This window comes from Fimbriimonadaceae bacterium (genome assembly GCA_019638775.1).
Classification (GTDB): Bacteria; Armatimonadota; Fimbriimonadia; order Fimbriimonadales; family Fimbriimonadaceae; genus JAHBTD01.
This window is the reverse complement of the sequence record JAHBTD010000001.1, coordinates 685,990-710,259: the sequence shown is the minus strand read 5'-3', so window position 1 is coordinate 710,259 and position 24,270 is coordinate 685,990. Positions and strand designations below refer to the sequence as shown.

General features: G+C 56.6%; 24 protein-coding genes and 1 tRNA gene. 9 read left to right on the top strand and 16 right to left on the bottom strand.

Annotation, left to right across the window (positions count from 1 at the left end; genetic code table 11):
• Positions 1–84: 84 nt before the first annotated feature.
• Positions 85–609, bottom strand: a complete 525-nt coding sequence (locus tag KF784_03305) for an SRPBCC family protein (GenBank protein MBX3118065.1) — start codon at positions 607–609, stop codon at positions 85–87.
• 31 nt (positions 610–640) lie between these two features.
• On the bottom strand, positions 641–1,105 hold the full coding sequence (locus tag KF784_03300) for a MarR family transcriptional regulator (protein MBX3118064.1): 465 nt from the start codon (positions 1,103–1,105) through the stop codon (positions 641–643).
• Between the two features lie 615 nt (positions 1,106–1,720).
• Here KF784_03300 and KF784_03295 point away from each other — a divergent pair.
• Both KF784_03295 and KF784_03290 read left to right on the top strand, forming a co-directional pair.
• A complete protein-coding gene (locus KF784_03295; GenBank protein MBX3118063.1) occupies positions 1,721–1,951 on the top strand; it encodes a hypothetical protein in 231 nt (76 codons plus the stop codon).
• A 4-nt stretch (positions 1,952–1,955) separates the two neighbouring features.
• Positions 1,956–3,125: a metallophosphoesterase gene (locus tag KF784_03290; GenBank protein MBX3118062.1), complete on the top strand. Its 1,170-nt coding sequence runs from the start codon at positions 1,956–1,958 to the stop codon at positions 3,123–3,125.
• Between the two features lie 8 nt (positions 3,126–3,133).
• Here the strand turns inward: KF784_03290 and KF784_03285 are convergent, their stop codons facing one another.
• Positions 3,134–3,424, bottom strand: a complete 291-nt coding sequence (locus KF784_03285; protein ID MBX3118061.1) for a 4a-hydroxytetrahydrobiopterin dehydratase — start codon at positions 3,422–3,424, stop codon at positions 3,134–3,136.
• Between the two features lie 114 nt (positions 3,425–3,538).
• On the opposite strand from KF784_03285, the gene pckA reads away from it, so the two are divergent.
• Complete coding sequence (gene pckA / locus KF784_03280; GenBank protein MBX3118060.1) at positions 3,539–5,077, top strand: phosphoenolpyruvate carboxykinase (ATP); 1,539 nt, start codon at positions 3,539–3,541, stop codon at positions 5,075–5,077.
• 111 nt (positions 5,078–5,188) lie between these two features.
• On the opposite strand, the gene KF784_03275 is transcribed toward pckA, so the two are convergent.
• Complete coding sequence (locus KF784_03275) at positions 5,189–5,368, bottom strand: hypothetical protein (protein MBX3118059.1); 180 nt, start codon at positions 5,366–5,368, stop codon at positions 5,189–5,191.
• On the bottom strand, positions 5,356–6,177 hold the full coding sequence (locus KF784_03270) for a prepilin-type N-terminal cleavage/methylation domain-containing protein (GenBank protein ID MBX3118058.1): 822 nt from the start codon (positions 6,175–6,177) through the stop codon (positions 5,356–5,358). The genes KF784_03275 and KF784_03270 overlap by 13 nt, the downstream gene beginning before the upstream one ends.
• A 135-nt stretch (positions 6,178–6,312) precedes the next feature.
• On the opposite strand from KF784_03270, the gene KF784_03265 reads away from it, so the two are divergent.
• The gene (locus KF784_03265) at positions 6,313–7,194 is read left to right on the top strand and encodes a tetratricopeptide repeat protein (protein ID MBX3118057.1); all 882 of its coding nucleotides are present in this window, start codon (positions 6,313–6,315) and stop codon (positions 7,192–7,194) included.
• Between the two features lie 178 nt (positions 7,195–7,372).
• Here KF784_03265 and KF784_03260 read toward each other — a convergent pair whose 3' ends face one another.
• Positions 7,373–9,019: a DUF4127 family protein gene (locus KF784_03260; GenBank protein ID MBX3118056.1), complete on the bottom strand. Its 1,647-nt coding sequence runs from the start codon at positions 9,017–9,019 to the stop codon at positions 7,373–7,375.
• A 165-nt stretch (positions 9,020–9,184) separates the two neighbouring features.
• The gene (locus KF784_03255; GenBank protein ID MBX3118055.1) at positions 9,185–9,646 is read right to left on the bottom strand and encodes a hypothetical protein; all 462 of its coding nucleotides are present in this window, start codon (positions 9,644–9,646) and stop codon (positions 9,185–9,187) included.
• A 304-nt stretch (positions 9,647–9,950) separates the two neighbouring features.
• Between KF784_03255 and KF784_03250 the strand changes: the two genes are divergently transcribed.
• Together KF784_03250 and KF784_03245 are read left to right on the top strand one after the other, a co-directional pair.
• A complete protein-coding gene (locus tag KF784_03250; protein ID MBX3118054.1) occupies positions 9,951–10,841 on the top strand; it encodes an SPFH domain-containing protein in 891 nt (296 codons plus the stop codon).
• Positions 10,842–10,938: 97 nt separating this feature from the next.
• On the top strand, positions 10,939–11,130 hold the full coding sequence (locus KF784_03245) for a PTS ascorbate transporter subunit IIC (protein ID MBX3118053.1): 192 nt from the start codon (positions 10,939–10,941) through the stop codon (positions 11,128–11,130).
• 177 nt (positions 11,131–11,307) lie between these two features.
• Here the strand turns inward: KF784_03245 and KF784_03240 are convergent, their stop codons facing one another.
• Positions 11,308–12,114: a hypothetical protein gene (locus tag KF784_03240; protein ID MBX3118052.1), complete on the bottom strand. Its 807-nt coding sequence runs from the start codon at positions 12,112–12,114 to the stop codon at positions 11,308–11,310.
• Positions 12,104–13,039 (bottom strand): hypothetical protein, encoded by a 936-nt coding sequence (locus KF784_03235; GenBank protein MBX3118051.1) that lies wholly within the window; start codon positions 13,037–13,039, stop codon positions 12,104–12,106. Before KF784_03235 ends, KF784_03240 begins: the two co-directional genes overlap by 11 nt.
• Positions 13,040–13,496: 457 nt before the next feature.
• Between KF784_03235 and KF784_03230 the strand changes: the two genes are divergently transcribed.
• From KF784_03230 to KF784_03220, 3 genes are all read left to right on the top strand, one after another.
• Positions 13,497–13,742: a hypothetical protein gene (locus tag KF784_03230; GenBank protein MBX3118050.1), complete on the top strand. Its 246-nt coding sequence runs from the start codon at positions 13,497–13,499 to the stop codon at positions 13,740–13,742.
• 18 nt (positions 13,743–13,760) lie between these two features.
• Positions 13,761–14,045, top strand: coding sequence for a TlpA family protein disulfide reductase (locus KF784_03225; protein MBX3118049.1), 285 nt, complete (start codon positions 13,761–13,763; stop codon positions 14,043–14,045).
• A 146-nt stretch (positions 14,046–14,191) separates the two neighbouring features.
• Positions 14,192–14,278 (top strand) — tRNA-Ser (locus tag KF784_03220).
• 122 nt (positions 14,279–14,400) lie between these two features.
• Here KF784_03220 and lnt read toward each other — a convergent pair.
• The 7 genes from lnt to KF784_03185 form a co-directional block, all read right to left on the bottom strand.
• Complete coding sequence (lnt, locus tag KF784_03215) at positions 14,401–15,909, bottom strand: apolipoprotein N-acyltransferase (protein ID MBX3118048.1); 1,509 nt, start codon at positions 15,907–15,909, stop codon at positions 14,401–14,403.
• Entirely contained in the window at positions 15,878–16,516 is a 639-nt protein-coding gene (locus tag KF784_03210; protein ID MBX3118047.1) for a histidine phosphatase family protein, read from the bottom strand. Before KF784_03210 ends, lnt begins: the two co-directional genes overlap by 32 nt.
• Positions 16,517–16,523: 7 nt before the next feature.
• Positions 16,524–17,441, bottom strand: coding sequence for a hypothetical protein (locus KF784_03205; protein MBX3118046.1), 918 nt, complete (start codon positions 17,439–17,441; stop codon positions 16,524–16,526).
• Between the two features lie 407 nt (positions 17,442–17,848).
• Positions 17,849–21,223 carry a hypothetical protein gene (locus KF784_03200; GenBank protein ID MBX3118045.1) on the bottom strand — a complete coding sequence of 1,125 codons (3,375 nt, stop codon included), beginning with the start codon at positions 21,221–21,223 and terminating at the stop codon, positions 17,849–17,851.
• Positions 21,224–21,400: 177 nt separating this feature from the next.
• The gene (locus KF784_03195) at positions 21,401–22,267 is read right to left on the bottom strand and encodes a peptidylprolyl isomerase (GenBank protein MBX3118044.1); all 867 of its coding nucleotides are present in this window, start codon (positions 22,265–22,267) and stop codon (positions 21,401–21,403) included.
• Positions 22,264–23,289, bottom strand: coding sequence for a glycosyltransferase family 4 protein (locus KF784_03190; protein MBX3118043.1), 1,026 nt, complete (start codon positions 23,287–23,289; stop codon positions 22,264–22,266). The genes KF784_03195 and KF784_03190 overlap by 4 nt, the downstream gene beginning before the upstream one ends.
• Entirely contained in the window at positions 23,286–24,233 is a 948-nt protein-coding gene (locus KF784_03185; GenBank protein MBX3118042.1) for a MoxR family ATPase, read from the bottom strand. Before KF784_03185 ends, KF784_03190 begins: the two co-directional genes overlap by 4 nt.
• Positions 24,234–24,270: the final 37 nt, after the last annotated feature.

The window sequence follows — 24,270 nt, the reverse complement described above, 5'->3', positions numbered from 1 at the left end:
TCACTGTCTTCAGTGACCATGACCCCATGCCTCCACCCTCCCAAAGGGTGGAGGCCACTCAACGGGCCGCGTCACAGAGGCCCCCTACTTCTTCCTCAGAACCTCAATCCTTGGCTCCTCCCCAAACTTCTTCGCCAAGCCCGTCATATACTCCCGCATTGTCGCCGACGGATCATAGAACAAGCTCATAAATCGAATCAACGGGTTGGCAACCTCGCCATGCTCCGTGATCTTCAGCTTGCAACCCGACCCCTCATCCTCAAGCTCATACTCCCACCGCCCCTGAAACATCAGCTTCGGATCGGCGATGGTGCGAACCATCCGGCTTGGGGCGTCAAAAACGTCGGTGCGCAAGACGAGGTCCATATCGCTCACAGACTCTTTCCACACAGGCTTCCCGTCTTGATCCGGCAGCCGCTCGTTCTTCTTGAGATCGGTGCGCCAATCCTGATGCTCAAAATCGCTGATCGTTTCCCAGACCTCCGATCGTGGCTTGTCCAAGGTGATTTGGCTGATCGTCGTGTGCGACTTGGGCATAAACGAGCCAATGATCGCCAAAAGTGCGACCAGGCCAACTAGCCCCAAAACGCAATACAAAAGAATCATCATCGGTTTCTTCCTCCGCTTCACGGTGTTGCTCCTAAGTGTCGTCTTTGGAGCCGTATCCATAACCGATTTGCCCTGCTGCCTCAGCGAGAAGTCGTAACCCTTCCACGCCCTCTCTCCTCTGATCCGGGGTCAAACGCTCAAGCATAAGCGCCACCCGCTCGGGATCAAGCACATTTTGCGATGCAATGATCGCCACGCCCTCAGGCGTCAGCCGCAGCTCAACTTTTCGACGGTCGTCCTGAGCTTGAACTCTCTGGACAAACCCCTTCTTCACTAACCGGTCCACATGAATGCTCATCGTCGACGGTGTCACCCCCATGTGAGAGGCCAACCAATTCAAGTTGGTCGCGTCCTCTTCATCGAGGTGTCCCAAGATCATCTCTTGCTGGTGCGTGAGTCCTTTCCTGGTTTCAGGGTCGGGCTCGTGCCGCGTGTGACAGCCGAAATAGATGAGCGGATACAACTCCAAAACCAGCTCGACGAGTTCGTCTTGCATGGATAGTTTGATTATATCAAATTATTGGTGAATATCAAACAAAATATTATTGTTTTGATTCCTGCGCTTTCCCAACGCTAATAGCGTCTTTCGGCCTTAGCCACCCCGCGATCTGGAATACACGGCTGGAGGGTCACTGTCCTCAGTGACCGTATTCCATGCCTCCACCCTCCCAAAGGATGGAGGCTACACCTCAAACTACGGTACGAACTGGGGACCCCCCTCTCCCTTGATGGGAGAGGGGCAGGGGGTGAGGGTGACGACAACCGCTTCTTTCGGCTTTAGCCGCACCGCGATCTGGAAAACACGGCTGGAGAGTCACTGTCCTCAGTGACCGTGACCCCATGCTTCCACCCTCCCAAAGGCTGGAGGCTACAGCTCGCGCCACTACACGAACTCGGGAAAATCCCCTCTCCCTTGATGGGAGAGAGGGGTAGGGGAGAGGGTGACGTAGATCGCCAACTTTCGGATTGGCAGACAGCAACCTATCCCCGCCCCCACCGGCCTGAGGACACTCCCCTCCAACCAAGGCTGAGCCCATCCCCCCATTGCACTTATCTGACGAACTTGCCCGCCAGCCTTGCCGCACCCCAACCGAAGTGCTATCGTAAGCCCATGAGGAACACGCTGAAGAGCTTCATCGCCGGTCTCGTCGTTGGGTTTCTCCTATTCTCTGCCGCAATCCCACTTCTGGGTTGGCTCGGGATCAAAGAGTTCCGAATCGACAAAACCCCGTTTTGGGGTGGGTTCACCGGTGGATTTGGCGCAGGGTTTGGCATTATCGTCGGCCTTCTCGCCATCAACTGGGTGATCGGCAGGATCGACAAAGCCGCGTCCGGCATGTAAGCTCATGGAAACCCTTAAGCTCATGAGTTACGGATTTGGCTTGGCCTGTGGTCTTGCTTGGGCGCTCATCATCACGCTCGTCTGGACGGCCGTCGCCGGACCGATTCAGGAGTACCTCACCGAAAGATTTCTCGACCCACGCCGCAAATCCCACGAAACACCCCTAGGCGCTTCCGGCCCGCCAACAACAGGAAGCCTGTCCGTTCTCGTCTCCGACCTCCACCTCGACTTCTGGGATTACTCCGGCTTTGGCGACCAAAAGCTCCCCCAATTCCAAGCATTCCTCAAGCACGTCGCCGCCAACCCCCGGGTGAAGCGTTTCTACTTAAACGGCGACCTGATGGACCTCCCCACCCACCCCAACCATTTCCCCGCCGAGAACGCCCCGATCCAACTGGATTCTCAAGGAAACGTATCCTTCTTCTTAAAGGACAGTCGAATTGTCCCCGGCAGCCTCCAGCCCGAATTCGATCAAGTTCTATCCGAAATTGGGGCGCTCAGCCGCACGATGGTGGGCCGTGGCGACTACCCTTGCATCTTCCTCACCGGCAACCACGACATAGGCATCAACGGCCTCCGATTCGCACGCAAAGATCAATCATTCTGGCCCGCCCAGATCGCATGGGGGCCAAGCGTCATCTACCGCGCCACCGACCGATCAGCGGTCTACATCGAACACGGACACCTCGTCGATCCATTCCTTTGGCTTTACCTGCGGTACGCCCTCCTTGACCTCACCAGAGTGGGCATCCAATCCGTCATGCAGAGAGGTGGACGCACCGGCATGGGCAAGAAAACCGACACCCGAAAGATGGAGATGTTTGAGATGGTTGCCGCCGGAGTCTACGACGAAAAGCTGTACGGATGGCCCTCCACCGAACGCGAAAAATCCCCCCAATATCGCGATAAGCCGATCGAATGGCTCGCCCGACACCGATATCGACACGCCGCCAGACGCCGATTCCGCGAACTCGGAGGCAGCAAAGGAACCGTGAAAGTGGTGACGTTCGGGCACACCCACATCCCCGATTGCTACCGATTCCCCGGAGGGCTCACCTACCTAAACTCAGGGGATTGGTCGATTGATACGCCCCACTGCTGCTTCAGCCTTATCGACGACGATGGAAACATCCACGGCCCCTATCAATGGCCGTTCGACAAAGACAAGATTTAGCTGGCGGCTCAAGCGAGGTCGATTCTCTTGGCAAGCTCAAAATCGTAGGGAGAGATGCCGCTCACATCATGAGTGTTCATCGACACTCGAACCTTGCACCAAGTGATCAAAATGTCCGGGTGGTGGTTCAACTCCTCCGCAAGCTCCCCGACCTTTACGGCAAAAGCTGGCCCCTCCGGATATTTCGAAAACGAGTACGTTTTCACGATCTGGCTGCCATCGTAAGCCCATCCATCAAGCGAAAGGAGACCTTGCTGAATCTGCTCATCGGCGAGTTTTTTGTATTCAAGTGGGAACATGACCTTCTCCTTAACCCTACCCGACCCATTTGTGTCCAAAAGGTAAACTGCACACAAGATTTCAAGCAGGACAGCGTTTTGTCGTCCTCGAATCTTAACCCGAGGATCATCTTCATGACAGTGTCGTCACCGCTTTCGCTATCCGGCCCTTTGAACCTTGACCAGGCTTCCGAACTTTTTACGAACCTCAGCTCTGCTGTTCTCGTCGAACACGCCGTAAGACAGGGCGATAAGCTTGCCGACAACGGCGCTCTCGTAGCCTATACCGGCAAATATACGGGAAGAACACCCAAGGACAAGTTCACCGTCCGGGATGCAGAGAGCGAAGGCAACGTCTGGTGGGACAACAACGCCGCGATGGAGCCCGAGACGTTCAAAAAGCTCCTCGCCAAGGCAAACGAATACGTCAAGGGCAAGAAGCTCTACGTCGTCGATACCTTTGGCGGAGCCGACCCCGAGCACCGCATCAAAGCCCGGTTCATCGTCCAGCGACCCTATCACGCCCTCTTCATCAAGACCCTCCTCATCCGCCCCGAACTCACAGAGCTTGCGACGTATGTCCCCGATTGGACCGTCATCGACCTCTGCGAGCTCAAAGCCGATCCCGCTGTCGATGGCACCCGAAGCGAAGCCGTGATCGCGCTCAACTTTGCCGAAAAGACAGTTCTCATCATGGGCACCCACTACGCGGGTGAGATGAAGAAGTCGGTCTTTACCATCCTCAACTATCTGCTCCCCCTGAAGGGCGTCCTGAGCATGCACTGCTCCGCAAACATCGGTGAGAAGGGCGACACCGCACTTTTCTTCGGCCTGAGCGGAACCGGAAAGACGACTCTCTCCGCCGACCCAACCCGACGCCTCATCGGTGACGACGAGCACGGCTGGGATGAGAAGGGAGTGTTTAACTTTGAAGGCGGATGCTACGCCAAGTGCATCAAGCTAAGCAAGCAAGGCGAACCCCAAATCTGGGACGCGATCCGATTCGGCTCCGTCCTCGAAAACGTAGTCCTCAACAGCCGAAACGAACCGGATTACGACGACGGCTCGCTCACCGAAAACACACGATGCGCCTACCCGGTCGAGTACATCGAAGGTGCCGTGATCCCCAGCATCGGCGGACATCCCGAAAATATCTGCTTCCTCACCTGCGACGCCTTCGGAGTGCTGCCCCCCATCTCACGGCTCAACCCCGAGCAGGCGATGTATCACTTTTTGAATGGCTACACGGCAAAGGTCGCCGGCACAGAAGCCGACGTTACCGAGCCGCAGGTCACCTTCTCCACATGCTTCGGCGCACCTTTCTTGCCGTTGCCACCCGCCCGCTACGCAAAGCTCCTTGGAGAAAAGATCGCCAAGCACAACGTACGCGTCTGGCTGATTAACACGGGCTGGAGCGGTGGACCCTATGGAGTCGGCAACCGGATGAAGCTCTCCTATACGCGAGCCATGATCCACGCTGCGTTCAGCGGAGTGCTCGACAACGTGGAGTACGCGACCGATCCGGTATTCGGACTGTCCGTCCCCACCACCTGCCCCAACGTGCCGGATGAGGTTCTGCTCCCCCGCAGCACGTGGGAAGACAAGGAAGCTTACGACGCCAAGGCAACAGAGCTTCGCGCAATGTTCGAGAACAACTACAAGAAGTTCTCGTAGCGTTTCTTGCATGCTGAGGGCAGACTTACCAACGCCTCAACCCTTGTGCCAAAAAAACTAAGTGAAAGCCAGCCTCGCAATCCTCGCAAGGCTGGCTTTTCTCATACTGGGCTACCGAGGGCGGCTCGCTCTGGCTTCCCTTTGCTCGGCAGAATAGGCATCTTTTCGCTGCTCGCTCTCCTGCTGAGGTGTCATATTGCGGGCATTCTGCCCCTCCGCATCGTCAGCCTTGGTGCACCCCCCAAGCAGGAGGATGCCGCCGAACAGCGCCAACAGAGCTACTCTGCCCACGGACGTCCCCAGAATGACCACAGGTTCTTGTCATCCATCCGCTGGCAGTACTGCGCATAGGTTGTTGCTTCCGATTGCGAAGGATTGTCTGCGTAATAGCCGACGAACTTTTCTCGACCGTATTTACCGGCGTGTCCATCCGCAAAGGCTCCCGTGAACCGGTTGCCCCACTGCCGGCGAGAATCCCAAATCACCTGATACCAACTCCACCCAGTCGCATAGCGATCAATCGTCGGCCAACTTGCATCGATGCCATAAAAGCGCATCCACGCGTAATCGAGGTTTGCATATCGAGTGACGGCAACGGCCAGCCTCGCCGCCGAGTCGTCAAAAGAAGTCAAGGAACGGTAGCCCGTCGTCGTCCAAGAGATGTTGTTGCAACTGTCACCGCTGAACCGCCGAGAATAGCCGTCGGTGTTGAGTGAGAAGTTGGTGATCCATTCCCAGCGGTAGGTGTAGCCAGGGAAGAATGGATCGGGGAACAAGTCCCCTTTAGGCTCGTTCATGAGCTTGTCGAAGAAGATGCCGCGGTTCTTCACGTAAGGGTAGATTCGTCCGACCCAGGTGTTGCCATTAAGGTAAGCGTCAGGTTGAGTCGGCGTTCCGTAGCCATACTCGGGAACGGCAATATCGTCGTAATCCACAGAGTACATCGGCAAACCGAGGGCAACCTGTTTGAGACCCGAAATCGAGGCCGTCTTCTTGGCAGAAGCCTTGGCTTGCGCAAAAACGGGGAACAGGATGGCGGCAAGAATGGCAATGATCGCGATCACCACAAGAAGTTCAATCAGTGTAAAAGCTTTTCGCATGGGTACCTCCAACTGCAGATTGGCAGTCGACTGTTAACCCTGCAAGGGGTTTAACTCATCGTTGACATCACCTTCACCGACTCCTAACAATCGAGTCTTGAAGGACATGGGCGAGAAATGTCGAATAATAGAGGCATGTCAGTTGCGAACCTTCCCGACCTCGATTCTTTATGGACCTTCGAGAATCCGAAGGCCAGCGAACAGCGCTTCCGAGACCTAATCGCTGAGTTTGAGCCCGGTATGGATGAACCCAGCGTCTCCGACTTTGTTCTTGAAGCCAAAACACAGTTGGCCCGCTCCATCGGACTTCAGCGCCGGTACGACGAAGCCCACAAGGTCCTCGACGAAGTCGAGCCTCACGCCACCGAAGATAGGCCAAGACTGCGCGTCCGCTACCTGCTTGAGCGCGGAAGGGTCTTCAATTCATCAGGCAAAAAGCAGGAGAGCCACAGCATCTTCATGCACGCGTGGGGACTCGCCTCTTCGGTGTCAGGGATTGATGGGCTTGCTGTAGATGCTGCCCACATGCTCGGAATTGTCGAGCCGGGAGACAAAGGGCTGGAGTGGAACGAACGCGCCCTGGAGCTCGCCAGTAAATCGCCAGACCCCAAAGCTCAAAAGTGGATGGCGAGCCTCTACAACAACATCGGCTGGACCTACTTCGAGCGCGAAGAGTACGGGTTGGCGCTGGACAGCTTCCACAAAGCCGTCCCGCTCCGGCGAGAAGAGGGTAACGCCATGAAGCTTCGTCACGCCAGATATGCGGTGGCAAAAACGTTGCGATTCCTTGGCGACTACACGACCGCCCTTCAAATGGCTCGCGACTTGGCGGCGGAAGATGAAACCGACGGCTACGCCCACGAAGAGATCGGCGAAAACATGGTCGCTCTTGGCATGTCCGGCGCATCCAAACCGCACTTCAAGGCAGCGTATAAGATCCTCTCGCAAGACGAATATATTTTCTATAACGAATTCGAGAGGCTAACGCACCTCAAACAGCAAGCTGCGATTGAGTGATCGAAGCGTCGTGCGAGTAAGAGGTAAGGATTGTAAGGCATAAGGGTTGTAAGGTTAGATTCCCAACGTCTGCCAAAACTCTGTGTTCTCTGTGAACTCGGCGTGAAACTCCGGAAGAGCATTGATCGCTGATAGCTGATAGCCGATAGCTGATCGCTGATCGCTGATCGCCGCCCCCTCACCCGCCAAGCTTCTCCGTCTCCATCCGAAACTCCAGCCGCACCTCGTACGCCCTGGGCCACGGCAGAAAAATCTTCATATCGCTCAGGCCCTTGAACACGTACTGACTGTCCCCCGCAAAGAAAGTTTTGCCCGCAAACTGCTCGGTATAGACGCGCTGCAACTCCTTCGCCATGCTCACTCGCACCAGCGCATCCACCTGCTCAAACTCCTCTCCAAAAGTCTCTTCTCGACTGGCCTTCGGCAAACTGTCGATCAGCGAATAGGCGTTAGGTCGGATGTACTTGTGATAGATGAAGTCGTTCACATAACGATGAAGCAAGAACTCCCTCTGCGCAACTTCGCGCTGAAGAGGATCTACCTGGAGTCGCCGAGCCAGCAAATAGATGTTCGCCGCCGGGATGGAGGTTCCCATCGTGTTGCCCGCCGTGTTCCAACCGGCATAGCTCAACAGTTTGACCATTCGCCCGTTCTTCCAGATCGTGTCAAACAGCCGCATGTCGGCGGTGCCGTCGTGCCCAAGGTTGATGTCGGCGACCGCAACCGGGAAGCTTTGGTCGATCTCCTCATCGAGAGCTTTCAAGAACGCCTGGAAGCGGTCAGGCCGAGGATCGGGGGTGTTCACATAAAGCGTGTAATCGTATGAGCCGTTCGTGAGCATCGGACGTGCTCCGCTCGCAAAAAGCTGGTCGCGCAGAGAGGTCTCAACGTTTTTGGATTCGTAGTTGGCGACCTTTTTCTTTCCTGCTTCATCGCTGTAGACGATGCGCACTCGGGGCACCCACCCCTCGATTTTGAGAAGGGCACGGCTAAGAAGGATATTGGAGTGCTGGTCAATACCCTCGCACTGATACACGAGCCCTCCGATCTGCAAGCGGTTGACTTCTGCTTTCAAGGTTTGCTGCTCGGGGATGTGCGGGCCAAACGGTTGGGCATCGTCCTGCCCAAAGATGAGATAGTCGTAAATCCCCGCCTTCGAATGCTGAAGCAGAAGCTTCGAGATCGTCATGTTTCGCGCGCGTGTGCGCTCATATCGGTCGATCTCAAGGGGAGGAATCTTGGTCGAGAGAGCATCAAGCCGCTGCTTGATCGCCTTGTCCTTCGTCCGAACCCAGCGCTCCTTCAACTCGGCATAGCGCCCGAGGTTGAGGCGCCAACTCGCGTTGGCTCGGGTAGAGGTCGGAAAGAGCCGCATGATCGCCGCGAAAGCGTAAAGCCGGAGTTCGGGATGCTTTCTTTTGAGGTCAACAAGCCGCTTCAACCGCCCTTGCGCCACATCAAGTGAGGTGTCGTCAACACGGCTTTGAATCAGTCCGCCATAGGCCATCATGTCAACGCTGATCACAATCGCGTCGACGGTCTTAAAGTCTTGCTGTTCTAGCCAGTCCAAGATGAGATCGGGCTTCCCCGGCTCGGTATAGCGGCCAAGAAGATTGTAGGGCGGCAGCTGAACCTCCACGCTCGCCATCCTCCCGATCATCTGAGAGAATTGGCCTGCCGCCGGACGGCTATCAAGCGGAACAAGGAGGATTCTCTGAGCGTGGGCGACTGTCGTTATGCACGCCAAAATGGCGATTGCCCATGCCCTCATCACAGTTGAGAAAGATACCCGGTAGCGGCCCTCGCTATTCCGCAGTTTTGGCATTTCAGCGCTATCTCAAATGCTGAAGGACACACATTCGCCAGATGACACACAACAAATTGAGACGGCATCGGGCAGTTGGATCAGATTTTTCGATTTTGGATTTTGGATTTTGGATTTTGGATTGCCGATGCTGATTTCTGATTTCTGATAGCTGATCGCCGCCTGCTAGAAATCCGACAAGTCCATTCCTCTTCGTTGAGCTTCGTCAGCCAACCAACTGAGCCGCAGCTTATAGATCGGCCACTTTTTCGTGAATGCAGGGTCGTACAACCGCTCCGAAAGCAGGATGAAAGCGTTCATCAGATGGTTGTCGTCCATCTCCTCAATCGGAATCTCGGTGCCTCCCTGAGGTCGCCACATCCTGCCCGATCGGTATTTGGGATCGCACTTCGTTCGACTTGCGCGCCAAGGCTTCTCTTCAACGGGCTTTTGTTTTGAGCTTGGTCTGTGCTCAAGGTAGCCCGTGGCAAGTTCAACCGCAGTGAAGCGGTACTTCTCAGAAAGCGCATTCAACCTCTCTTGCGCACTCGCGGCTTCGTTGGGAGTGCAGCCCCGTGCGACCGTCATTTGGGTCAGAGCAACGGCGGTATTGAGCTTCCTTTGGCGGTCCTGAAGGAGGTCAGCCATGGGAGCAATTATAGCCAAGACGGTAGAGAAATGTATAGGTGTTTGCAGGGGCCGTAAGGATTGTAAGGAGTAAGGGTTGTAAGGGGCATTAGCTATCGGCTATCGGCTATCAGCGATCAGAAATCAGCAATTGGCAATCGGCATCGGCAATCCAAAATCCAAAATCCAAAATCCGAAATCAGCGATCGGCATCGGCAATCCAAAATCCAAAATTCGTACCTCTTTCCCTGTATAGGACTATCATATCATTTTGATATGAAAATCATATCATTATGCTATCATTATGATGTCGGGAGACAAATCCATGACTAGAGAAAAAAACATTCGTGCCCTATCGGGCTGGCTTATGCTAATTGTCACCTTGGCGGTATGGGCAGGGTTCGGATATTCGATGTACGCATTGATCTCGTCATCGACTGAACAAGGCGGGCCGGGGAACACAACGGGCCAATACATCATGATGTTTGGGACCATATTAGTGGGCATCTTCCTGATGCCAGGCTTCTTCGTGATTCAGCCAAACACGAGCAAGGTCTTGACGCTTTTTGGAAAGTACGTCGGCACCGTACGCGACGATGGATTCCACTGGGCGAACCCGTTTTACAGCAAGATCACGCTTTCGCTGAGGGCGCAAACGCTTAATGGAGATCGCTTAAAAGTCAACGACCTGGTGGGCAACCCGGTCGAGATTGCGACGATCGTGGTCTGGCAAGTGGAAGACACGTTTAAGGCGTGCTTTGAGGTGGAGAACTATGCGCAATATGTGGCGCTGCAGACTGAGACCGCTTTGCGGCATTCGGCGTCGAGCTACCCATACGATTCCGAGGACGATCAGATTTCGCTTATGCGAAACGGAGAGGAGGTCTCTGCCCACCTCAAAGACGAGGTTCAGGACAAGCTCAACCGAGCTGGTGTGAAGGTGCTTGAAGCACGGCTGTCGCACCTGGCTTATGCTCCGGAGATTGCGGGCGTGATGCTGCGCAAGCAGCAGGCAGCGGCGATCATTGCGGCTCGCCAGCGGATTGTCGATGGCGCGGTGGGCATGGTCGAGATGGCGCTTGCTCATCTTGCCGAGCGCAACGTTATCGATCTCGACAACGAGCGCAAAGCGGCGATGGTGAGCAACCTGATGGTCGTTTTGTGCAGCGAGTCGGCAGCGCAGCCGGTTCTGAATACGGGGTCGCTGTATACGTAGTGAGAGATCGGAAATCTGAAATCGGAGATCAGTATCTTTCTCGTCTCCGGTTTCTCCCTTCTTAGCTCCGGCCTCCGATCTCTGATCTCTAAAAACCATGTCCGAAAAGAAAATCCTCCAGCTCAGGCTCGATAAAAAGCTCTTCGATGAGCTTCAGCGTCTCGCTGAAGCGGACTTTCGCAGTGTCAACGGGGAGATTGAATTCGCTCTGGATGAATTTATTCGCAAGCGAAGGTTTGAGTTTAAGGTGCGGCAGATATCGGATGATGAGGATGAGGACGAAGAGTAGGGCTTGCGCCGATTGAATGTCCGAATTTTGGATTTTGGATTGGTGGTTGGATGGGGAGTTTCTTGAACTGAACCAGCATGCTTTTCCCCGACTGCGTCGGGGGTGACCCTCACCCCCTGCCCCCTCTCCCTCGCTCCTTCGTCGCAGGGCGAGGGGGTGTTGGAGGCTATCGAAGGATTATGCGCCGCCGGATTTGGATGCGGGGGCAGTCTTCTCGCCGTTGGCAGGGGGCTTGGTGTCGGTGCCAGTAGAGGGCGCTGCGCCACCTGACGGGGCCGCTCCACCACCGCTACCAGGACGTCTTCGGCCCATAGATCCATCGGGAGAGCCGGTTGCGCCGCCGCTGGGGGCCGTCGATCCTGTTGTGCTCTCGGGTGTTCCACCACCGGGGCGACTTCTGCCCGTGGCACCATCGGGGGCTGGACCACCAGCAGCGGCTCCGGTTTGGTCATCGCCTCCAGGCCGTCCGCCACCTGCGCCGGGGGCGCCACCGTCAGCATTGCCCGCGCCACCGTCTTGCTGTTGCTGTTCGCGCTGTCTTCGACGCTCTTCGGCGCGCTTTTGTCGTTCTTCGCGCTGAGTTTTACGCTCTTCGGCTCCAGCCCAGTAGTCTTTGTATTGCAGGACATACCTTGGGGCCTCGGCGGTCTCGGGGGCTTCGGGCCAGTTTCGGCGCATGGTCTCGATGCGGTCCTCGGCAAGGTTGAAGTCTTGTTTATAGCAAGCTGTTTTTACGAGTTCGAGCATGTATTCCGGCTTGTCGGAATGCAAGTCCGCGAGCTTGGTGTAGACCTCGTCCAGACGAGCGAGATACGCGGGCGGATATTGATCGACCTCTTGGTAGGTCCCAAGGTTAATCTCAGCCTTTTCGAGTTCGGCTTGCAGAACCTTGTCTTTGGCAGCGGGCGACAAGAAGGTCACATAGGCGCCGATTGCCACAACGGCGGCGAGGATGGCCAGCGGAATAATGGGCTTATTTTTCATAGAAGTTCACCGGTACGATATTTGATCGTAAATTACCCTGTTTGATGCGGATAAACCCCGGCCCTTGCTTGTCCGGCACGATCACTTCGAGTTTGCCGTCTACCAAGGTCGCGGGCATTCTTACGGTTCTATCGACGGCGACGAACTCGACGATGTCACGCCAGTCGAATCCTTTGCCGGTGAGTTGAACCGTCTCTCCCCATTTCATCACGTCTGCGTTTTCGAAGTCAAGGTGAGGCGCTTCCTTGTCATAAGCGTCGGCGACGAAGAATGGCGAGTTCTTGAGGATGAGGATTTCGTGGGGGAGGAGTCCGGTGCTTGGGTAGTCCCAGTGAGCGCGCATCACGGATTTGCCTTCGTAATTGTCGGGGTGGTGCAAGCCAAAGGCGTGGCCGAGTTCGTGAGCGGTGGTGCCGATAGGAGTGCCGCCTTCGACCTCCCAGGTTGCAAATCCTGAGTGGACGGCGGCTTCTTCACGCACGCCTGAGATGGGTTCGAGCACCCAGTCGCCGAAGATGCCCATGCCCTGCCAGTCCTTCACCAAATTTGCTTGGGCGATCCCGCCGCCGCCTTGGGCGAAGACCCAAGAGACCTGCTTTTGTGGCCAGCCTCCAAGAGTTTGCTCCAGTGCGGGCCACCAATTGGGCATCTCGTTGAGAAGCTTTTTGTCGTTGGTGTCGGGGCGTGGATTGCCGCGCATTTGGGCGTATGTCTGCTTTGATTGAATGATCTTGAGGGGGGCCATTTTGAAGGTAACGCCAGCTTGCTTCTTGTACCAAGCCTGAACCTCTTTCGTGCATTTGTCAATGGCCTTGACGTACTCCTCGTGCCTTGGCTGGTCGGCGGGATAGATGTAGTAGGGCTGGACGATGAATTCGGGGTTTTGTGGGCTGATGATGGTGGCGGCGAGGAGGAGGGCAAGCATGGGGTTAGTTTACGATAAGTTGGGAGGCTGATCCTTCGGCTTGTGCCCTTGCATGGTGGGGGTGGGCTTAGTTTTGCGTAATGGGGATTGGACCTGAATTAGTAGCTGATTGTATTTCCCATGGCTTGCCGGTACTCGTCACCCTCTCCCCGTTCGCTGCGCTCACGGCCTCCCCCATCAAGGGGGAGGGTCTAAGATTTTGGATTTTGGAATTTGGATTGCCGATTGCTGGGGAGACGATGAGTGACGAAGATAAGTGATGAGTACATGAGGAGAGGCAACCTTGGATTGTAGATTGTAGATTGTGGATTGGAGATTGTAGATTGTAGATCGCTGATCGCTGATCGCTGATCGCTGATCGCCGATTGCCGATCGCTGATTGCCGATTGCTGATTGCTGATTGCTGATCGCCGATTGCAGTTCGCCATTTCTCCGATTGCCCTATAATGAATCTGTTATGGGACGCAAAATCGCAATCCTGATTTGTGGTGTATTCGCGTTCGCATCGGTCTTGATCGCTCAATCTTCTGACGACTTCAAACGTGAACGAGGCGGAAAGACGGACGAGGTTAAGAATGGATGGGAAGGCAAAGCGCCACCAAAACTCAACATCAAGGAATGGATGAACGCGACCGAGAAAGCTCCCACATGGGAGAGCCTTAAGGGCAAGGTCATCGTTCTGGACTTCTGGGCTCATTGGTGAGGCCCATGCAAGGCGTCCATGCCGCACCTGAAGGAGCTGCATGCACGTTACAAGGACCAAGGTTTGGTCCTTATTGGAGTCCACTCCGACAAAGACACCGCCAAGGGCAGAGTCGTTGCTGAGGAGAATAAACTTCCTTTCTTGATCGCCTTTGACGAGCCCGGCGAGCTTATGAAAGCCTTCGGGTGCGACTCTTACCCTGATTACGTGGTGATCGACCGCAAGGGAATCGTTCGCGTTGTCGACTTGGCCAATGCCGAGGTTGACCGAGCGATCGAACTGCTCCTCAAAGAGAAAGCTTAGCGAGTCTTTGAGCACTTGATGAAAAGGCGCGGTGGATAGAGCTTGGGTTGATGCCCAGATGCTTCTTCCGCCGCGCTTCTTTTTGTGGTCTTGAAGGGAGTCGGAGGGTCTACTGCGGAGGGACTGCTTACGGTACAATCGCCGCCGGAGAGATGGCAGAGCGGTTTAATGCGGCGGTCTTGAAAACCGTTGGGTGAATAGCCCCGGGGGTTCGAATCCCTCTCTCTCCGCCAGAAGGATTGTCAGGGTTGTAAGGATTGTAAGGGTTGTAAAGATCGTAAAGGGTCAGCTATCGGCTATCGGCTATCGGCTATCGGCTATCAGCTATCAGCGATCAGCAATCGGCAATCGGCTATCAGAAATCAGACTTAGGTTCAGATTCAGATACTGATTTTCCAAGCAGCATTCTGCTGAGCCATCTACCGCCGAGAAGCCACCCGGCGAAGCAGATGAATGCGAGCCAAGGGAAGAGGCGCACGAGGGGGAAGCGCGTTGTCTTTTCGGGGACTTTCACGTCGATTTTGAGGGCTGCGAGTTTGCCAAGAGGCGCGTCGGCTATGATCTCCCCGCGTTGATCCACCCCTATCGAATAACCGAGGCCACAGGCACGAACGACGGGCAGGCCGGTTTCGATGGCGCGGAAGATGGACGCGCTCATTAGCTGTTCGGGGGCGGACGTTCCGAAGTACCAATCGTCAATGCACATCACCGCGAGGACCTGGGCGCCGTCATCGGCCTGAGCTTGGGCAACGTCGTGGAACTGCCCTTCGAAGCACAATAGCGCGCCGACTTTTAGGCCGTTGACAGTTACGGCTTTCACTTTTTTGCCGGGGACAATGTCGCCGTCGGGAAGTTTGAAAACGGTAGCGATTCCGGGGAAGATCGCCCTTCCTGGAACGTACTCGCCAAAGGGGACAAGACGCGTCTTGTCGGCATAGCTCCACGTTCCGTCATAAGCGAACGCAGCCTGGTGTGCGGGGTTGGTGCCGCGCTTGCCGCCAAAAATGAGGGGCATGTCGCGGGGGACTTCGAAAGATGTTTCGGGCGGGATCCCGTCGCCGCCGAGCACTAGCCCTTCGGGGAGGATGAGCAGCTTTGATCCTTGAGCTTTGGCCTCCTCAGCCAAGACAGGAACGATGGAGGCGAAGGCAGAGTCTTGGCCGTCTTGGGAGGTGAACGCCATGTTGACGCCCGGTTGCCCGGCGGTGAACGTGGTTACCGTGCCTTCTTGGGGCATGTTTGCGCGGATGATGCTTGCGGCGAATAGCAAAATGAAGACTGCGTACCAGCTTCTTAGGCGGGTGAAATGCGTTCCGAGGAAGATCTTGGTCACAAGGACATTGGCGATCATGACCCATGCGCTGACGGCGTAAACGGTGCCGAAATAGGCGAGCTGGACGAGGTTGGGGGAGTCGTACAGGGGGGTTGCGAGCATGCTCCAAGGGAAGGCCAGACCGGGGATGTAGGAACGGGCGACTTCCCAACCCGTCCAGATTAGGGGCAGCAGCCAAAGCTGCTTGCTTTGGATTGCCGACCAAAGAACTCTACCGAGGACGGCGTGATAGAGGCCGTAAACGATGCACGCAAGGATGTATGGAATGATGCTGAGCGCGACGCTGCCGGTCCAATCGACTGCCAGTTTTGGGATGAAGTAAAGCTGGCTGAGCCCAACGAGGAAGCCGAAAAGAAATCCCGAGCGGCCTGCGTATCGGGCGTCCTCTTTGGTGAGGCTGTAGAGCCAGGGGACGACAGCGATGAACACGAAGACCTTGAGGTGGACGGGAGGGAAGGCGAGAAACAGCAGGGCCGCGCTCGCGACGGTTGGAGCCCATTTACCGATGCGTGCCTTCAAGGTTTCCTTCAATGGAACGCTTCTCCTGCAGGTGAGACGTGTCGTTGAACCGGATCAGCACATAGTGACCGTCGGGGTGTCTTTCAAGCTCGGTGACGGCTGTGTTTCCAAACCGGAAAGCCCTTGCGGTGGAGCCGGAACCTTTGATGATCTGGGCGAGGAAAATCGCGAGGGCACCGCCGTGTGTAACGACCGCTAAAGGTTCCTTTTCGCACTCATGCTGCTCGATGAACGAGCCAAGCCTGTTCCAAACGTCGTGCATGGATTCGCCGCCGGGGGGGCGATGGTCGAACGGGTCGCCGCCTTGCGCCTCGAACTCTTGTCGGCGAGCAAGGATGTCTTCGAACGGCAGTCCTTCCCATTCTCCGAAGCCTCGTTCGCGGAGGCGAGCGTCTTGGATGAGGGGTGCGCCGGTGGCTTTTGCGACCTGCTCAGCGGTCTGGAGACAGCGCTTGAGATCGCTTGAGAGAATTCGGGCGATGCGAACGCCGTCGAAGGCGTTTTGAAGGAGTTCGGCTTGGGTTTGGCCCTCGGCGTCGAGCTCGATGTCGGTGTGTCCCTGGGCGCGCCCTTGCGCATTCCACTCGGTTTGGGCGTGTCTTACCAGGTACAGGCGCATGGGGCGGTTATACCTCCCAGGGCTTGGCTTCCCCTAGTTCGCGTCCCTCAAGATCGACCTTCAGCCCACCGAGCTTGAGCAGTCGCACGGGTGTGCCGGGTTCGGCGGTGGCGCGGATACGGGCGATTTCGGCCTTGAAATCGAGCTTTTCGATCATTCCGAATCCGAACTCTGCACCGGAGTCGTCGGCGAAGGTGCAGACGAGGTTTTCGTAGCTGGATGTGTTGACGACGTGGGCTTTGCTGCAGTGGGTGATGTCGAGGGCTCGGGCGATCTGTCCGTCGTTTGGGTATTCGTCGGTGATGACGAGCAGGGAAGTGCCGCAAACCTCGATGCGGTGGGCGTTGTCGAGGGAGAGCTTTCCGTATTGGGCGCGGTCCAGCTCTGTTCCTGAACCCAGGCGAGCCCCTTCGATGGCGATATCGCGCATGCGGAGTTGGTGCGGTTCGCAGTCTTCGAGCAGCTTGAGCCAGCGGGCTTTGCGCTGGGCGTGGCGGACCATCGGGGGGTAACCCTTGGGGGCGGGGATGACTTCGGGGCCGACGGGCCACCCTCGTGTGTCGATGGCGAGGTCGTCGGTGATGAGAACGTGTTTGGGTTGGAGGATTTGGGCGATTTGGAGTGTGAGTTGGCGCAGCAGTGGGCTGGGGCGGTAGGGGAAGAGTTGGATCGTGAGGTCTTCGGGGGTGTCTTGAAGCAGTTCGTTGAGGGAAACGAGCAGGCTGTTTGGGGAGCGAAGGGCGCTCAGGCCGCCGAAGAATCGCCATTTGACGACCTTTTCGCCGGTGAACAGCGTGAGTCTTGCGGGGAGTCCAAAATCGGTGTCGGCGGGATCGAGGCAGAGAACGTTTGGGGACGGGGCAGCGTCAACGATCCACTGTCGCCAAGAAACATTTGGAGAACCGACAAGCAACGTTCGGGGCATGTCGCGAGAAGCTTACTTGAAGCAAGGAAGAGGAGAGAAGAGTGGGAGGGGACTTCCTTATCCCGACCTCCGTTTCCACCAGTCCGTGGTGACTCCTACGCTTAGACTTTACCACAGCTTAGGCCCGAACCCAGGACCTGCCCGGCAGAATTGTGGATAAAACGGGACGGGAGTCGAACGAAATCCGCTCGATTCCCGTCGCGCGGGGATTGTAGATTGTAGATTGTAGATTGTAGATTGTGGATTGTGGATTGTGGATTGGAGATTGGAATGGCTCTCGGGCTGTTCACTGCGTTCACAATCTCATCCATCCTTGCGTAGTTATGTGGTGCTGACCTCAAGGGAGAGGCGGATTCCTCCCCTTGAGGTCGGCTGCTTAACTTCAGATTTTTTTGAGATTCGCTCGGTTACTTTTTCAGCCCCCAGCGGACCCAGTCGACACTGAGACGCCAGACGGGGGTTGAACGGATGGCGGTGCTGACCACGATCCTGACCTCCATTCGGTTCGTCGGGCTGATGTATCGGCCTGGGTTGGGCACGTTCAGCGTCACGAGCGTATCGTTGAGGGTTGTTGTGCTTCCACCCACCTTGACATAGCTGTTGGACACATAGTCGAACATCATGATGCTGTACGGGAGTCCTTGAGCGCCCGCCTTGATCTCAAGCTCAAACTTGAGTTCTGTCGGGTTCGTCGTCGGGGCTTGGGTGGCGAAGTAGAACTGAGACGACTTCGATACGTTGGTCGAATCGCCTGCGTAGTAGTCGTTGTCTGACGCGGCGACGCTGCTTACGCCACCCGTGACGTTCGTCAGGTTCAGCGTAGAGACCTGGTCGGGCGCGCCGTAGTACCACTCGGGGAGAACTTGCAGGTTGCCGGAGGCTTGCGAGGCGTGATAGCTCGCGGTGACGGATGCGTTCGTAACCGCACCGACGGGGGTTGTATTGGCGGTGAACGTCGCGGAGACGGAGCCCTCGGGAACAGTTACCGTTGCTGGTACCGTGACGGCTCCCGAGCCGCTGGTAAGCGAGACGACCGCGCCGCCGAATGGGGCTTGGCTTGTAAGCGTCACAGTTCCGATGGAGCTGTTTCCGCCCAGGACAGAGCTTGGCGAGAAGGTGACTGTGCTCACGGTGGCATTTCCGCCAACGAGAAGGCGATACATGCCGCGTCCGTAGGTTGCCGCAGTGAGGTATCCGGTTTGCTTTTGGATGCTCAACTCGCTGACGATCACGGGGGGCATGCCGTTGCCGAGCGAGATGTCGGTCCAGGTTGCTCCCGCGTTGGTGGTTCGGAACACGCCGATATCGGTGCCGACGTACCATGTCATCTGGGGATCGTCAGGATCGCGGACGATGGTATTTAGGGAAACGTCGGGAAGGCCGGTGGCTCCAGAGCCGCTGACACTGGTGAAGATCGGGACAGCGACCGTTGTGTTTGTGCAACGCCACAGGTGAGCAGCACCCGAGCCGGAGAGCCCGACTATGATGTCGTTCTTGTTGGTGGGGTTGACGCTTACCGAGGTGATCGTGCGATTTGGCAGGCCAGAGCCAGCGGGGTTGATCTGCGTCCAGTTGGTACCCCAGTTCGTGCTCTTGAACATCGCTCCGTTGCGGGTTCCGGCATAGAGCGTGTTGCTATCGCCGGGGGCGACTTCAAACCCTTCGAAGATGGAACCAAAGTTGAAGTTGCTGATGGCAACTGTCCAAGCGCTGGTTGTTGAATCGTATCGGTTGAAGAAGTTGGTGTTGATGTAGAGATAACGCGGATTGTTCGCGTCGAGATAGAGCCTGCCGATGAACGGTTTGGACTGTCCGGTCAAGGTCGGCGTGATGGTCGATCTTGAGGACCAAGCGTTGTTGGTTCGGTAGATCCCGTGATACTGCCAGCTGATGTATTGGTTAAGCGGATTGCTTTGGTTGATGACCGTGCCCGCGCCGTCGCCCGCTCCGGGGTTGCTCCAGCTTGAGAGGTTGCCTCTGGAGTGTGGCGTTGCGTTGTCTTGGGTTCCACCGGCGATGTGATCGGGGTCGGTAGGGTGGGTCGCGATGGAGTAGAACTGGGTGATGCCAAGGTTGGCGCTCATGAACGTCCACGTAATGGTGTCGGCGGCTGAGTTGAAGACGGCTTTGTAGATGCCGCCGTCGTTGCCGACCATCATTTCGTTGGGATTATTCGGGTTCACGGCCCAGCAATGTTGATCGTTGTGCGTGATTGCGGTGCTGGTGTAGGTGGCGGTCCAGTTGGAGCCACCCATGTTTCGCCAGGTTGCGCCGCCATCTTTGGACTGTACGATGTCGATGAGGCCGATGTAGATCACATCGGTGGCCCCGTTCGAGGAGGTGTTGATGTGGTAGTCGTACCAAGCCTGGCTCCAGTTGTAGTTGCTTGAGCCGTTGGGGAATCCGGCGCTGACGTCGGTCCAGGATGCGCCGTCGGTTGTGCTCTTGAATACCTTTCTGTTCGTCGTGTCCAGAAGATAGAGGGTTCCGGCAGTGACCTTGGATGCGGCGATGGCGGGTCGGTTGCTGGGGCTGACGATGGGATCGGTCATGGAGGTCCAAGACGCGCCGCTGTTCGTCGATTTCCAAACTGTTGGGGCGTTGGGGCGAGTTGCGTACCATGTACGCGAACCGCCCGAGGAGATTCCGTAGCTAACGCTGGAGTAATCGCCGGAGGCGACGATGGTCCAGGTTGCACCGGCGTTCGTTGAGCGGAAAATTCCGTTGGTTGCCGATGCGATCACGTTGTTGGGATTGTCGGGATCGAATGTAATTGAGCTGAACCGCCCCGTGCCTGACGTTCCTGAGCCCACTTGGGTCCATGTGGCTCCACGGTTTGTGGATCGCATGACGCCAAAACCGGGCCAATCGAAGCCGAAATAGTCGCCCGTTCCGACAAGAAGGAGGTTTGGATCGGCGGGGCTAACGGCTATCGCGCCGACGGATTGCCACGGCCAGTTATTCGAGAGGGCTTCCCAGGTCGATCCGTTGTTTTCAGTTCGCCAGACGCCGCCGAGGGGGGCTCCAATGTAGATCGTGGGGTTGGCTCCACCTGTGGGCGGGGGAGCATAGCAGATCGAATTGACGCGGCCATTGCAGGGGCCGTTGCCGTAGTATTGGCGGTAGGGGACGGCAAGGTTGGTCGGGCCGATGAACTCCCAGCCTATCGACTGGGGTGTGTACATTTTCGGGTCGGTCGCCTCCAAGCGTTCCATCCGCTCGCTGATGGCGCTTTGCAGGCCGGTCCAATCGACGCGCTTGAAGGGATAGGCGCGGATCTGCATGTGCTGCAGATACCCTTGAAGGAAGTCGAGGGCGGCGTCTTCTTCTGTCTCTTCGCCAGATTCTTCCTCTTCGTCGGGCCGTCCGGTGGCGTGCTTGTATTCCGAATAAGCCTGCTTAAATCCATCGACGATCGCTTCGATGCGTGTGACATCGCCTTCGCGGAGGATGTTGCCGGGCATTTTTGGCGCAAGGGCGCTTACTCGGGCGACGCTGGGCCGTTTTTCGAGACGCGTAATTGCGTCGGCAAGAGGCATGTTCGAATACAGACGAATGTGATAGACGCCCGCCGAAGCTTTGTGGCTGACTGAGCCGATGCCCTCGGCGAGCATTCGCGCCACGTCGTCGGACTGGCGTCCGTTTTTAAGCTCGACGCGGACGTCGAGCGGAACTTGGGGGTGCCGATTCGCCGCAAACGAGCAGCAAAACAGGCTGAACAGAATTACAAACAACGAAAGACGAAACAGGCTCTTACGCCCGCAAGGATAGGCAGTACCCATCATTCCTCCTGGTCCACACACGTTTTGGGTGAGTTCGGGGTCCATCCCACCGGCCCGATCCCCCCGAGCGGTTTCAAACCGCTCTTCAATCTGACGCTATGATAATGGATCGACGTTCGGTTGGGAAGTACCCGTGCGTGGAAACCGGTATTTCTTAGAAGATTTGACTAAATTTCGTCAATAAAGGCCGGTTCCTGAACCCAGCATTCTCTCGATCTTCGTATCCTTTCGGATCTGCTCAAGGATCGTCGCGCGGGCTTCGCTTCGATGTTGGTTTTTGAGGTCCTCAAGCTCTGCTCCAGTGGCGTCTTTGCCTCGTCGATCAAGACGGAAAATTTGGATGCCGTTCTGAGTTTGAGCGGGCCGGGTGTAGTCGCCAGCTTTGATATTGATGAGGTCTTCTTGGACGGGCTTTGGAAAGACGCCCATCATCCGCCAGCCAAGCCTTCCGTTTGCGGTGAGCGCTTCTGGCTCATTGGCGTATCGCTTGAGCACGTCCTCCCACTTTGAGCCGTTCTTGAGGAGATCGTAGGCTTCTTGAGCCTTCTTGATCGCCTCGGCAAGATCGCTGGCGGCCTCGGACTTTGGGCGCACGATGATGGTGGATATTTCGACGTAGCGATTGGGGTCGAAGCTCTTGAGCACGATCTTGTCGAGTAGGAGTTCGGCATGGAGTCGGAGATAGAGGCGGGATCGGGGGAAGCCTTGTTCGCGAATGTATGCCTCAAGGTCTTGCCCAGGTTGAAGGTTGGCTTTGACAGATTCGAGTTGCTTTGCGAGTGAGGACTCGATCTCTTCTTGACTTACGGTCACCTGGAGCTTTTCGGCCTGAATTTTGATCAGACGCAGCTGGATCACATCTTCGAGAACTTCGTTTGCGCGCCAGTCCCAGAGTAACGGCATGAGTTCGCCAGCGGTGATGTCTTTTCCATCGACGCGGGCGACAACTTTGGTGGGTTCGGGGAGGCTGGGTTGATACTTGGCGGGAAGTTGACCGCCTGCTTGGGAGAAGGCGATCCAGATGCAAAGGGTAAGTAAGTTCATTCTGAGTTCACTCTGAGGATAGTTCTATACAGTTCGACGACTTGATTGGCACACTGTTCGAGGCTGTAGCGGTCCATCGCACGAATTCGGCCTGCTCGCCCGACCGATTCGAGGGTGAGTGGCATCTCCAGCAGGTCTACGATAGTCCGGCTGAGTTCGTCGTCGCTCTCGAAATAAAAGCCAGAAATCTCGCGATCAAAGAGTTCGATAAGTCCTTGTCGGTTTCGGGCCAGAACGGGCACCCCGAGGCTCATCGCTTCGAGCGCGCTCATGCTGAATCCGGCTTTGAGGCTGGCGGCAATCACTACATCGGACGCGCGGTAAAGGGTTGCGGGGTCGTCGATGACGCCAAGAAAGCGGATTTGCTGGTTCCTGGTCGTGATCTTGGCTTCCCGCTCGAAGTTTTCTCGCTCGGGACCGTCGCCTGCGATGAGGAGGGTTGTGTCGGGTTTGGTCGCCCAGACCTCCTCCATCGCGGCGATGACGCTGCTGAGGCCGCAGTCGAGGATATGGCGGGTGGCGACGCCGATGACGGGGGTGTCCGCCTCGATATCGAATGCCTTTTTGCTGGTGGTTTTGTCGGCGGGGCTTTCGATTGGGACGGCAATGCCGGGGCGTATGGTGGTGAGGTCAATGGCGATGGCTTCGTCGAGGACGCGGAAGACGGCTCGTGAGCTGCAGATGCCGGCTTGGGAATCGTTTAGACGGCTGATGAGTTGGCGGTGGGTGGTTTTGGGGAGATCGTAGGCGGTGTATAGCCATGCTTCTTTGTGGGCGAAGGCGGCGCTGCAGGCCCAAGCCGCGCGGTATCCGAATGCGTGGACAAGGTCGTAGGGCTCGGCGAGGGCTTTGAGGCGTTCGCTAACGGCCTTGTCTGGCTTCCTTCCCGTTTCGTTTGGAATCCAATCCGTCGCTTCTTCAAGGTGGACTTCGTGGCCTTGACGTCGCAGTTCTTCCGCCAGGCTGGTTGCATGGGAGTGGATGCCCCCGAGCGTCTGCCGTTTGAGAAGGAGCAGCTTCATCGCGGAACGACTTGGACGTCGATCAAGGTCGTGAGTACGCGGTCAACGGTCAGACCCTCGATTTCGGCTTCGGGACGCAAGATCACGCGGTGTCTGAGGATTGGGAGCGCGAGTTCTTTGACGTCGTCTGGGATCACGAAATCGCGCCCTCGGAGGGCGGCCATTGCTTTGCTGCAGTTGACGAGAGCGATGCCAGCGCGGGGCGAAGCGCCGACGAGGATGTCGTTGGAGTTTCGCGTGGCCTTGACGAGCTGTTGGATGTAGCTGAAAACCTTGTCTTCGATGGTGATTTCCTGAACGGCTTTTTGCATCGCTACGAGCTCATCCCCGGTGACGACGGCTTGAATGCCAGCGTCTTCGAGGTTTTGGGGCCGGAAGCCAGCGTTATGCTTGCGCAGGACATCAATCTCAACTTCGTCGGGCGGGTAAGAGACAAGCACCTTGAGCAGGAATCGGTCTTGCTGGGCTTCGGGGAGCGGGTAGGTGCCTTCGAATTCGATGGGGTTTTGGGTGGCGAAAACGAGGAATGGGGGCGGAAGTTGGAGCGGTTCCCCGTCGATGGTGACTCTCCGCTCTTCCATCGCTTCGAGGAGTGCGGCCTGAGTTTTGGGTGGGGTTCGATTGATTTCGTCTGCGAGGAGAACGTTGACGAAGATCGGTCCCGTTCGGAGGACGAACTCACCCTCTTTGGGATTAAAGATTCGAGTTCCCAGAACGTCGCTGGGCATGAGGTCGGGGGTGAATTGGATGCGTCCGTATTCGAGGTTGAGGGTCTTCGCTAAAACTCTGACGAGCAGGGTTTTGGCCACGCCGGGGACGCCCTCGATCAGCACGTGCCCGTTCGCGAGAATCGCGACGAGGGTGTGCTCGATCACATGCTCTTGACCAACGATCGCCTTGGCAACTTCCTGTTTAATTCGACCGCCAAAATCTGCAACGCTCATACTTTTTCAACCTTAGATATTGCGTTGCAGGGTACCC

Coding starts and splice junctions, on each gene's coding strand:
- KF784_03285 (MBX3118061.1), bottom strand. CDS start 3,424: ATGTTCCCACTTGAATACAAAAAACTCGCCGATGAGCAGATTCAGCAA.
- pckA (MBX3118060.1), top strand. CDS start 3,539: ATGACAGTGTCGTCACCGCTTTCGCTATCCGGCCCTTTGAACCTTGAC.
- KF784_03205 (MBX3118046.1), bottom strand. CDS start 17,441: ATGCCCCGAACGTTGCTTGTCGGTTCTCCAAATGTTTCTTGGCGACAG.
- KF784_03190 (MBX3118043.1), bottom strand. CDS start 23,289: ATGAAGCTGCTCCTTCTCAAACGGCAGACGCTCGGGGGCATCCACTCC.
- KF784_03300 (MBX3118064.1), bottom strand. CDS start 1,105: ATGCAAGACGAACTCGTCGAGCTGGTTTTGGAGTTGTATCCGCTCATC.
- KF784_03235 (MBX3118051.1), bottom strand. CDS start 13,039: ATGCTTGCCCTCCTCCTCGCCGCCACCATCATCAGCCCACAAAACCCC.
- KF784_03225 (MBX3118049.1), top strand. CDS start 13,761: ATGCCGCACCTGAAGGAGCTGCATGCACGTTACAAGGACCAAGGTTTG.
- KF784_03245 (MBX3118053.1), top strand. CDS start 10,939: ATGTCCGAAAAGAAAATCCTCCAGCTCAGGCTCGATAAAAAGCTCTTC.
- KF784_03230 (MBX3118050.1), top strand. CDS start 13,497: ATGGGACGCAAAATCGCAATCCTGATTTGTGGTGTATTCGCGTTCGCA.
- KF784_03260 (MBX3118056.1), bottom strand. CDS start 9,019: ATGCCAAAACTGCGGAATAGCGAGGGCCGCTACCGGGTATCTTTCTCA.
- KF784_03200 (MBX3118045.1), bottom strand. CDS start 21,223: ATGGGTACTGCCTATCCTTGCGGGCGTAAGAGCCTGTTTCGTCTTTCG.
- KF784_03240 (MBX3118052.1), bottom strand. CDS start 12,114: ATGAAAAATAAGCCCATTATTCCGCTGGCCATCCTCGCCGCCGTTGTG.
- KF784_03270 (MBX3118058.1), bottom strand. CDS start 6,177: ATGCGAAAAGCTTTTACACTGATTGAACTTCTTGTGGTGATCGCGATC.
- KF784_03250 (MBX3118054.1), top strand. CDS start 9,951: ATGACTAGAGAAAAAAACATTCGTGCCCTATCGGGCTGGCTTATGCTA.
- KF784_03265 (MBX3118057.1), top strand. CDS start 6,313: ATGTCAGTTGCGAACCTTCCCGACCTCGATTCTTTATGGACCTTCGAG.
- KF784_03305 (MBX3118065.1), bottom strand. CDS start 609: ATGATGATTCTTTTGTATTGCGTTTTGGGGCTAGTTGGCCTGGTCGCA.
- KF784_03195 (MBX3118044.1), bottom strand. CDS start 22,267: ATGAACTTACTTACCCTTTGCATCTGGATCGCCTTCTCCCAAGCAGGC.
- KF784_03210 (MBX3118047.1), bottom strand. CDS start 16,516: ATGCGCCTGTACCTGGTAAGACACGCCCAAACCGAGTGGAATGCGCAA.
- KF784_03255 (MBX3118055.1), bottom strand. CDS start 9,646: ATGGCTGACCTCCTTCAGGACCGCCAAAGGAAGCTCAATACCGCCGTT.
- KF784_03290 (MBX3118062.1), top strand. CDS start 1,956: ATGGAAACCCTTAAGCTCATGAGTTACGGATTTGGCTTGGCCTGTGGT.
- KF784_03185 (MBX3118042.1), bottom strand. CDS start 24,233: ATGAGCGTTGCAGATTTTGGCGGTCGAATTAAACAGGAAGTTGCCAAG.
- KF784_03295 (MBX3118063.1), top strand. CDS start 1,721: ATGAGGAACACGCTGAAGAGCTTCATCGCCGGTCTCGTCGTTGGGTTT.